We start from the raw sequence: 10,000 nt of genomic DNA on the forward strand, positions 1-10,000 counted from the left end.
TCCAAGGCGACAAATCAGACAAATCACCACGTGAGAAAAAAGACCACTGAAACTTCAGTGGCCTATTATGCAGACAATACTTTTCTTCCTTTGCGGCGGCGGCGCGCCAGCACTTTTCTCCCGTTTTTCGTGCTCATGCGGGCGCGAAATCCGTGCACTTTGCTGCGTTTCCGTCTATTCGGTTGGTACGTCCGTTTCATCTATGACACCTCCCTAGGGAATAACTGTTACGGGCAGTCTTTCTCATTATATTGAACAATCTCAGCAAATGTCAACTGCCTCTTTGTTTCGCTCCTTCCACGCAACGATGTGGATAAAATTTCGCCACCAAAGTAACAATCCACAACATTTATCGACATTTTTTTCACATCTTCACCCGTGTGGATAACGAAATTTGCACAATCTGTCCGTTTTGTGGATAAGCAAAAAAGCCGTTGCAACAACTTGTTTTATTTGCTATTATTATTGTGTTTTCACTATGGACAACTGTGTGGATAAAGGAAGATATCCACATTCTGTGGATAGGTTGTGGATAGTATTTTTCACAGGCTGTTGATCGCTTTGTCCACAGGTGGTGGATTTTGTCGAAAAGCCGCCTTTTTTCCTTAGTATTGTTTTTTCCACAAACTTATTTTCTTAACCAAATGATCATCCGCTAACCAAGGGAGGGGCAACGGGTGGAAAATATCCATGACTTATGGAATCGCGTGCTCGCGGAAATCGAGCAGAAAATTAGCAAGCCGAGCTTTGAGACTTGGCTCAAATCAACGAAGGCCCACTCTTTGCGAGGTGACACGCTCGTCATCGTAGCCCCGAACGAGTTTGCTAGAGATTGGCTTGACTCCCGCTACTCCCATTTGATTGCCGAAACAATCTATGCCATTACCGGCGAAGAGCTGGCCGTCAAATTTATCATTCCGCCTAACCAAGGCGACGAAGACGCCGAATTTCAGGCGGCAGCGAAAAAACAGCGCAAGCCATACGAAGAGACGAACGATTTCCCGCAGAGCATGCTAAATCCGAAGTACACCTTCGATACGTTTGTCATCGGCTCCGGCAACCGATTTGCGCACGCCGCTTCCCTAGCCGTCGCCGAAGCCCCGGCGAAAGCGTACAATCCGCTGTTCATCTACGGCGGTGTCGGGCTAGGGAAAACGCATCTCATGCACGCCATCGGCCATTACGTCATCGAACATAATCCGTCAGCGAAAGTCGTCTACTTATCTTCGGAAAAGTTTACGAACGAGTTTATCAACGCCATCCGCGACAACCGTCCTGATGACTTTCGCAATAAGTATCGAAACGTCGACGTTCTGTTAATCGATGATATTCAATTTTTGGCGGGAAAAGAACAAACGCAGGAAGAGTTTTTCCATACGTTCAATACGCTTCATGAAGAAAGCAAGCAAATCGTCATCTCGAGCGACCGGCCTCCAAAAGAGATCCCAACGCTTGAGGACCGTTTGCGTTCGCGCTTTGAGTGGGGATTGATCACAGACATCACGCCGCCTGATTTGGAAACGCGAATCGCCATTCTCCGGAAAAAAGCGAAGGCAGAGGGATTTGATATCCCAAATGAAGTGATGCTCTACATCGCCAACCAAATCGATTCAAACATCCGCGAGCTGGAAGGGGCGCTCATTCGCGTCGTCGCCTATTCCTCGCTCATTAATAAAGAAATCACCGCCGATCTAGCAGCTGAGGCGCTCAAGGACATCATTCCGAGCGCGAAGCCGAAGGTCATCACGATTCAAGACATTCAGCGCGTCGTCGGCCAACACTTCAACATTAAGCTTGACGATTTCAAAGCTAAAAAACGAACCAAATCGGTCGCGTTTCCCCGGCAGATCGCCATGTATCTCTCCCGTGAGCTGACCGACTGTTCGCTGCCGAAAATCGGCGACGAATTCGGCGGCCGCGACCATACGACGGTCATTCACGCCCATGAAAAAATAACGAAGCTTTTGCAAACAGACACGCAGCTGCAAAAACATATTCAAGAGATTCAAGAAAAGCTGAAGCAATTGTGAATAACAGTCGCTGTCTTACGCACAGCTTATCCACATGTGGACAGGCTGTGCTTGCTCGTCTTTATTTGTTTATCCACATACCAACAAGCCATACGACTAGTACTATGATCTTTGTTTTTATATCTTTATAATTTATTTCCGAAGACATTCCAAATAGGGAGGAACAACAGCGTGAACATTTCCATTGACCGCGAAGCGCTCGCCAAAAGCGTTCAAGATGTGATGAAAGCCGTATCGACAAGAACGACGATCCCGATTTTGACAGGGATTAAACTGACAGCCTCCGCTCGTGGAGTCACCTTAACCGGAAGCGACTCGGACATCTCCATTGAATCGTTTATTCCGCTCGAAAAAGAAGGACGGCTGCTGGTGGATGTAAAGAGACCGGGAAGCATCGTCTTGCAGGCGCGCTTTTTCTCTGAAATCGTGAAAAAGCTGCCTCAGCAAACGGTGGAAATCGAAACGGAAGACAACTTTTTAACCGTGATTCGCTCAGGGCACTCCGAATTCCGTCTCAACGGATTTAACGCCGATGAGTATCCGCGCTTGCCGCAAATCGAGGAAGAACACGCCTTTCAAATTCCGGCTGATTTGCTGAAGGCGGTGATCCGCCAAACGGTATTTGCCGTCTCAACATCGGAAACGCGCCCCATCTTGACAGGTGTCAACTGGAAAACGGAAGATGGTGAACTCGTCTGCACCGCTACCGACAGTCACCGTCTGGCAATGCGCAAAGTCAAAATCGGCATTGAAAGCGATTTGGCGTATAACGTCGTCATTCCTGGAAAAAGTCTCAATGAATTGAGCAAAATTTTAGATGATGGCAACCATCCGATCGATATTGTCATCACGGCCAATCAAGTGCTGTTTAAGGCGGAGCATCTTCTGTTTTTCTCACGCCTGCTCGACGGGAACTATCCGGAGACAGCCCGCTTAATCCCGACGGACAGCAAAACAACGGTGACCGTCAATGCCAAGGAGTTTTTGCAGGCGATCGACCGCGCCTCCTTGCTAGCAAGAGAAGGGCGAAACAACGTGGTGAAACTGGCGACGCTCCCAGGAGAGAGGTTAGAAATTTCCTCAGTTTCTCCGGAGATTGGGAAAGTAACAGAACAGCTGAAAGCCGAATCGCTTGAAGGCGAAGAGTTGAACATTTCATTCAGCGCCAAATATATGATGGACGCGTTGCGCGCGCTTGATGGCACCGACATTCAAATCAGCTTCACCGGGGCGATGCGGCCGTTTGTCTTGCGCCCGCTCCACAGCGACTCCATGCTTCAGCTCATCCTGCCGGTCAGAACGTATTGAAGCCGATCCGCTTTGGCGCGCCTGATGGCTAAGGCTGACTTGAATGCCATCAGGCGTGCATTCAATGAGGGAGAACCACCGCTTTTCTCCCTTTCATCGGGTTTCTTTGCGAACGGACGAATTTTTCGGTAAAATAAAAGAATAGGCAGTTTGTAACGAAAGCGAGCGATGAACGGATGGAACGACAAGTCGCCATTAAGACGGAGACGATTACGCTAGGGCAGATGCTAAAGCTGGCGCATGTGATTGACACCGGCGGCGCAGCCAAATGGTTTTTACAGGAACATGACGTGCTGGTGAACGGGGAACGGGAAAACCGGCGCGGGCGGAAGTTAAAAGAAGGCGACCGGGTCGAGATCAAAGAGGTCGGCGCGTTTGTCATCGTAAAAGCGGAGTAGGTGAAGGCCGGGTGTTTTTAACCGACTTAGCGTTGACGAACTACCGCAATTATGAGCGCGAAACGATGCGTTTCGATCAAGGGGTAAACATTATTCTGGGGGAAAACGCCCAAGGAAAAACGAATATGATGGAGGCTATTTACGTTTTGGCGATGGCCAAATCGCATCGCACGTCCAACGATAAAGACCTTATTCGTTGGAATGAAGAGTATGCTAAAATAGAGGGGAAAGCAGAGAAACGCAACGGATCGTTGTCGCTCGAACTGTTGATCTCCAAAAAAGGGAAACGAGCCAAATGCAATCACATTGAGCAGCAGCGGCTCAGTCAATATGTCGGCCATTTAAATGTCGTCATGTTCGCCCCGGAAGACTTGAATTTAGTCAAAGGAAGCCCGCAAGTGCGGCGCCGGTTTATCGATATGGAAATCGGGCAAATTTCGCCCGTTTATATACACGATTTAAGCCAGTACCAGAAGTTGCTGCAGCAGCGAAATCATTGCCTGAAAATGATGCAGACCCGCGAGCGGAGCGACGAGGCGGTGCTTGACGTCCTAACCGAACAGCTTGTTTGGCTGGCGGCCAAAATTACGTTGCGACGCCGCCAGTTTTTGTCGTTGCTTGAGCAGTGGGCGGCTCCCATCCATCGCGAAATCAGCCGTGGGGCCGAACAGCTCCACATTCGCTATGAACCGTCGGTCGACGTATCAGACAAGGCGGAATTGTCGAGAATAGTAGAAGCATACAGAGAAACGTTCGCCGCCGTAAAGGAGCGAGAAGTTCAACGGGGGACGACCTTGGTCGGCCCCCACCGCGATGAGGTGGCGTTTTGGGTGAACGGAAAAAATGTACAAACTTTCGGTTCACAAGGACAACAGCGCACGACAGCGCTGGCAGTCAAATTGGCAGAAATTGAGCTCATCTTTTCCGAGTTAGGCGATTACCCCATTTTATTGCTTGATGATGTATTGTCGGAGCTGGACGACTTTCGGCAAACCCACCTCCTTGATGCCATCCGGAAAAAAGTGCAAACTTTTGTCACAACGACAAGCATCGACGGCATTAACCACGATGTGATTCAAGAAGCGGCGATTTATCGAGTCCATTCCGGTTCGGTCATCGCTCCTTCTTGATCGTGATTGAACGTTTGCAAAGAAAGCGTAGGTGATCAGGCATGACCATGGAACAGCGAGTCGAGGCGTACGATGCAAGTCAAATTCAAGTGCTTGAAGGCCTTGAAGCCGTCCGCAAGCGCCCGGGAATGTATATCGGATCAACGGGATCAAAAGGGCTGCACCACCTCGTTTGGGAAATCGTCGACAACAGCATCGACGAAGCGCTGGCAGGCTATTGCACGACCATTGATGTGACGATCGGCAAAGACAACAGCATCACCGTCGCCGACAATGGACGCGGCATCCCGGTTGACATTCATGAAGCGACTGGCCGCCCGGCTGTTGAAGTCATTATGACCGTTCTGCATGCCGGCGGGAAGTTTGGCGGAGGGGGTTATAAAGTATCCGGCGGCTTGCACGGGGTTGGCGCTTCCGTCGTCAACGCCCTGTCGGAGTGGCTCGAAGTGTACGTGTATCGCGATGGAAACATCCATTACCAGCGGTACGAGCGAGGAGAGCCTTGCACGGACCTGCAAATCATCGGCGAAACGGACCGAACCGGGACAACGACCCGCTTTAAACCAGACCCAGAGATTTTTACCGAAACGATTGAGTTCGATTACGAAACGCTGGCCGCCCGGTTGCGCGAGCTCGCCTTTTTAAATCGCGGCTTGAAAATCACGTTGACCGATGAACGGGTTGACAACCGGAAAAACGAATATGTTTATGAAGGCGGCATTCGCTCCTATGTCCAGCATTTGAACCGGACGCGCGAAGTGCTGCATGAAGAGCCGATTTATATCGCCGGCGAGCGGGACGGCATTGCGGTTGAAATCGCCTTGCAGTACAACGACGGGTACACGAGCAACATCTATTCGTTCGTCAACAACATTCATACGCATGAAGGCGGCACGCATGAATCCGGCTTTAAAATGGCGCTGACGCGCATTATCAACGACTATGCCCGCAAGCAACAATTGGTGAAAGACAACGATGCCAATTTAACCGGTGAGGATGTGCGTGAAGGATTGACCGCCATCGTGTCGATCAAACACCCGTCTCCACAATTTGAAGGGCAGACGAAAACAAAGCTCGGCAACAGCGACGCCCGTACGGTGACCGATGCGATTTTTTCCGAACAGTTTGAAACGTTTTTGCTGGAAAATCCGACAATCGCCCGCAAGATTGTGGAAAAAGGCATGATGGCAGCGCGCGCCCGGCTGGCGGCGAAAAAAGCGCGCGAGTTGACGCGGCGCAAAAGCGCGCTCGAAATTTCCAATTTGCCGGGGAAATTGGCCGACTGTTCATCGCGAGATCCAGCGATCAGCGAGCTGTACGTCGTTGAGGGCGACTCGGCGGGCGGATCAGCGAAACAAGGGCGTGACCGCCATTTTCAAGCCATTTTGCCGCTGCGCGGGAAAATTCTTAACGTGGAAAAAGCACGCTTGGACAAAATTTTGTCAAACAATGAGGTGCGGGCGATTATTACGGCGCTTGGCACGGGCATTGGCGAAGATTTTGACATCTCGAAAGCCCGTTATCATAAAGTCATTATCATGACTGACGCGGACGTTGACGGCGCTCACATCCGCACGCTCCTTTTGACGTTCTTTTACCGCTATATGCGCCAATTGATTGAACAAGGCTATATTTATATTGCCCAGCCCCCGCTCTATAAAATCGAGCAGGGAAAACAAGTCCGTTACGCCTACAACGACCGTCAGCTTGAACAAATTCTCGCCGCGTTGCCCGATCAGCCCAAACCGACGATTCAGCGCTACAAAGGATTGGGCGAGATGAATCCAGAACAGCTTTGGGAAACGACGATGAATCCAGAGACGAGAACACTGCTGCAAGTAAGTTTGCAGGACGCCATCGATGCGGACGAAACGTTTGAAATTTTAATGGGCGATAAAGTCGAGCCGCGCCGCCAGTTTATCGAAGAAAACGCGCGTTACGTGAAAAACTTAGATATCTAGGAGGCCGGTGAAAAACGGTCGTTTCTCTTGAGCAATGGGGGAACGTTTGAAAGGCGTTCTTGACGCGACAAGGCTTATCTGTTTGAGAAATGGGCTTGATAAGGGGTTTGCTCCCTTAAATCACCAGCCTTCTAGGAGGCCGGTGAACGCCACATCATTGGAGTCTGTTACAGTTGACGTTCCAAAGCTGATCCATCTGATTTTTTGTAGGCTTTGAACTGAGAGGAAGACAGCCCCCTTCCCGCTTCGTGACGCCGCTGGGTGTCCTCGCATGCGCAGGTGGACTGACGCCACCCGTCTGTCGCCGGCCAGTCGGATCGGAGGAGGGTTTTAAGGGAGGTTTGAAGAATGGCAGAACATGAACAACCGCGCATTCGCGAAGTCAATATCAGCCAAGAGATGCGCTCCTCGTTTCTCGACTATGCGATGAGCGTCATCGTTTCCCGCGCGTTGCCGGATGTGCGCGACGGCTTGAAACCGGTGCACCGCCGCATTTTGTACGCCATGCATGATCTTGGAATGACCGCGGATAAACCGTACAAAAAATCAGCTCGCATCGTCGGCGAAGTGATCGGGAAATACCATCCGCACGGGGATGCCGCCGTGTATGATACGATGGTGCGCATGGCGCAAGATTTCAACTACCGCTACATGCTTGTTGACGGTCATGGGAACTTTGGATCGATCGACGGCGACGCTGCCGCCGCCATGCGCTATACGGAAGCGCGCATGTCGAAAATCGCGATGGAATTGCTTCGTGATATCAATAAAGATACGATTGACTACCAAGACAACTATGATGGCTCGGAAAAAGAGCCGGTCGTGCTGCCGTCCCGATTTCCGAATTTATTGGTCAACGGCTCATCGGGCATTGCGGTTGGAATGGCGACGAACATTCCGCCCCATCAGCTCGGTGAAGTGATCGATGCGTTGCTGGCGCTAAGCCGAAACCCAGAGATGACGGTTGCCGACTTGATGAAATACATCCCGGGCCCCGATTTTCCGACCGCCGGACAAATTATCGGCCGCGGCGGTATCCGCAAAGCGTATGAAACCGGCCGCGGTTCGATTACGCTGCGCGCCAAGGCCGAAATTGAACAGCAGCCGAACGGCAAAGAAACGATCATTGTGAGCGAACTTCCTTACCAAGTGAACAAAGCGAAGCTGATTGAGCGGATCGCCGAACTTGTCCGTGAGAAAAAAATCGACGGGATCACTGATTTGCGCGATGAATCGGACCGTAGCGGCATGCGCATTGTCATCGAGGTGCGGCGCGATGCGAACGCCAAAGTCGTGCTGAACAATTTGTACAAACATACCGCGCTGCAAACGAGCTTTGGGATTAATATGCTCGCTTTGGTGAACGGCGAGCCGAAAGTGCTGAACTTAAAAGAATGTTTGGAGCATTATTTAAACCATCAAAAGACAGTGATTCGCCGACGGACGGCATTTGAACTGCAAAAAGCCGAAGCGCGCGCTCACATTTTAGAAGGTTTGCGCACGGCTCTCGATCATTTGGATGAAGTGATTGATCTCATCCGCCGTTCGCAGACGACAGAAGCGGCGCGCCAAGGATTGATGGAGCGGTTTTCCCTCAGCGAGCGGCAGGCGCAGGCGATTTTGGATATGCGTTTGCAGCGGCTGACCGGCCTCGAGCGGGAAAAAATTGAACAAGAATATCAAGAGCTTGTCCGCTTGATCGCTGAGCTGAAAGCGGTGCTCGCCGATGAAGAAAAAGTGTTGCAAATCATCCGTGAGGAATTGAGCGAAATCAAGGAGCGGTTTAATGATGAGCGGCGCACGGAAATCGTGGCAGGAGCCGTCGAACAGTTTGATGACGAAGACTTGATTCCGCACGAGCGCGTCGTCATTACCCTCACCCATAAAGGCTACATCAAGCGTCTGCCTTTATCGACCTACCGGAGCCAAAAGCGCGGCGGTCGGGGTGTGCAAGGAATGAACACAGCGGAAGATGATTTTGTCGAACACTTGCTGATTACATCGACTCATGACACTGTCCTATTTTTCACGAACAAAGGGAAAGTATATCAGGCGAAAGGCTATGAAATTCCAGAGTTCGGACGAACTGCCAAAGGGCTTCCGATCGTGAACTTGCTCGAACTTGAAAAAGGTGAATGGATCAATGCCATGATCCCGATCGAGGAGTTTGACGGCGAGCGTTACCTCGTGTTTGCAACGAAACAGGGGATCGCGAAACGCTCTTCGCTCTCCGCGTTTGCCCATATTCGCAACAATGGGTTGATCGCTATTCATTTGCGTGAAGGCGATGAACTCATTTCGGTCCGATTGACAGACGGTCAAAAGCATGTAATTGTCGGTACGAAAAATGGTCTGCTCATTCGCTTTCCGGAAACCGACGTGCGTGCCATGGGACGCAGCGCGACTGGAGTCAAAGCGATCACACTTGACGACAACGACGAAGTAGTCGGGATGGAGATTTTGGAAGATCACCATGACGTGCTTGTCGTCACGAAAAAAGGGTTCGGCAAGCGCACTCCGGCTTCGGAATACCGCGTGCAAAGCCGCGGTGGCAAAGGATTGAAAACATGCAATGTCACACAAAAAAATGGTCCGGTTGTTGCGGTGACGACTGTCGTCGGCAACGAAGATTTGATGGTCATTACGACAGGCGGCGTGCTCATTCGTATGGCGGTCAGTGACATTTCCCGCACAGGGAGAATCGCTCAAGGCGTAAAACTTATCCGCCTTTCTGGCGATGATGAGCATGAATGTGTAGCCACTGTGGCGAAAGTGCCTGAAGAAGAAAAAGAAGAAGGACATCTCGCCTAATGGGGACGACGCTCTGCTGCAACGGACAGGGAGCGTCGGTTTTTATGTCGAAATCGCTGTCCATGCACCCAAAGTCATGTTACGATAAAAGATATAAGAGAAGGGAGAAACAAACTGATGGTTCGCGTAAACCGTTCCCGGCTTCGTGAAGGATGCGTGCTTGCCGATGATGTGCTTGGCCCGACCAAGCGGCCCATTATCCCGAAAAATACGATCATCACGGAGCCGCTGCTGCACGTGCTTGAAAAGTTTCTCATTGACGAGGTGGAAATCGAGCCGGTTCTCGCCAATGGTGAGCCGTTTTTTGAAGAAGATGTCATCGGGGCGACGGCTCATCGACAGCCTATTTCCTCGTATTTGCA

Annotated in this window: 8 protein-coding genes (1 of these 8 cut by a window edge); 7 read left to right on the forward strand and 1 reads right to left on the reverse strand. The window is 50.9% G+C overall.

Features of this window, described 5'->3' with window-relative positions:
• Nucleotides 1-65 precede the first annotated feature (65 nt).
• The gene (rpmH, locus tag GC56T2_RS00005; protein ID WP_020961658.1) at nt 66-200 is read right to left on the reverse strand and encodes a 50S ribosomal protein L34; all 135 of its coding nucleotides are present in this window, start codon (nt 198-200) and stop codon (nt 66-68) included.
• A 477-nt stretch (nt 201-677) separates the two neighbouring features.
• Between rpmH and dnaA the strand changes: the two genes are divergently transcribed.
• The 7 genes from dnaA to GC56T2_RS00040 all read left to right on the forward strand — a co-directional run.
• Nucleotides 678-2,030 carry a chromosomal replication initiator protein DnaA gene (gene dnaA / locus GC56T2_RS00010; RefSeq protein WP_033017854.1) on the forward strand — a complete coding sequence of 451 codons (1,353 nt, stop codon included), beginning with the start codon at nt 678-680 and terminating at the stop codon, nt 2,028-2,030.
• Between the two features lie 171 nt (nt 2,031-2,201).
• Nucleotides 2,202-3,338, forward strand: coding sequence for a DNA polymerase III subunit beta (dnaN, locus tag GC56T2_RS00015; protein WP_144972259.1), 1,137 nt, complete (start codon nt 2,202-2,204; stop codon nt 3,336-3,338).
• Between the two features lie 176 nt (nt 3,339-3,514).
• Nucleotides 3,515-3,736: a S4 domain-containing protein YaaA gene (gene yaaA, locus GC56T2_RS00020; protein WP_033017852.1), complete on the forward strand. Its 222-nt coding sequence runs from the start codon at nt 3,515-3,517 to the stop codon at nt 3,734-3,736.
• Nucleotides 3,737-3,747: 11 nt separating this feature from the next.
• Nucleotides 3,748-4,866 carry a DNA replication/repair protein RecF gene (gene recF, locus GC56T2_RS00025; RefSeq protein WP_033017850.1) on the forward strand — a complete coding sequence of 373 codons (1,119 nt, stop codon included), beginning with the start codon at nt 3,748-3,750 and terminating at the stop codon, nt 4,864-4,866.
• Nucleotides 4,867-4,907: 41 nt separating this feature from the next.
• Nucleotides 4,908-6,827, forward strand: a complete 1,920-nt coding sequence (gene gyrB / locus GC56T2_RS00030; protein ID WP_144972261.1) for a DNA topoisomerase (ATP-hydrolyzing) subunit B — start codon at nt 4,908-4,910, stop codon at nt 6,825-6,827.
• A gap of 348 nt (nt 6,828-7,175) precedes the next feature.
• Complete coding sequence (gene gyrA / locus GC56T2_RS00035) at nt 7,176-9,638, forward strand: DNA gyrase subunit A (protein WP_144972263.1); 2,463 nt, start codon at nt 7,176-7,178, stop codon at nt 9,636-9,638.
• A 117-nt stretch (nt 9,639-9,755) separates the two neighbouring features.
• Nucleotides 9,756-10,000, forward strand: the beginning of a protein-coding gene (locus GC56T2_RS00040) for an HD-GYP domain-containing protein (protein WP_144972265.1). It continues 817 nt past the right edge of the window; the window shows 245 of its 1,062 coding nt (coding positions 1-245); it begins with the start codon at nt 9,756-9,758; its stop codon lies beyond the right edge, outside the window.

This window comes from Geobacillus sp. C56-T2 (assembly GCF_007829715.1).
GTDB classification, from domain to species: domain Bacteria; phylum Bacillota; class Bacilli; order Bacillales; family Anoxybacillaceae; genus Geobacillus; species Geobacillus icigianus.

Excerpts from the sequence above, each read along its gene's own strand:
- rpmH (WP_020961658.1), bottom strand. The coding sequence starts at position 200 with ATGAAACGGACGTACCAACCGAATAGACGGAAACGCAGCAAAGTGCAC.
- yaaA (WP_033017852.1), top strand. The coding sequence starts at position 3,515 with ATGGAACGACAAGTCGCCATTAAGACGGAGACGATTACGCTAGGGCAG.
- gyrB (WP_144972261.1), top strand. The coding sequence starts at position 4,908 with ATGACCATGGAACAGCGAGTCGAGGCGTACGATGCAAGTCAAATTCAA.
- gyrA (WP_144972263.1), top strand. The coding sequence starts at position 7,176 with ATGGCAGAACATGAACAACCGCGCATTCGCGAAGTCAATATCAGCCAA.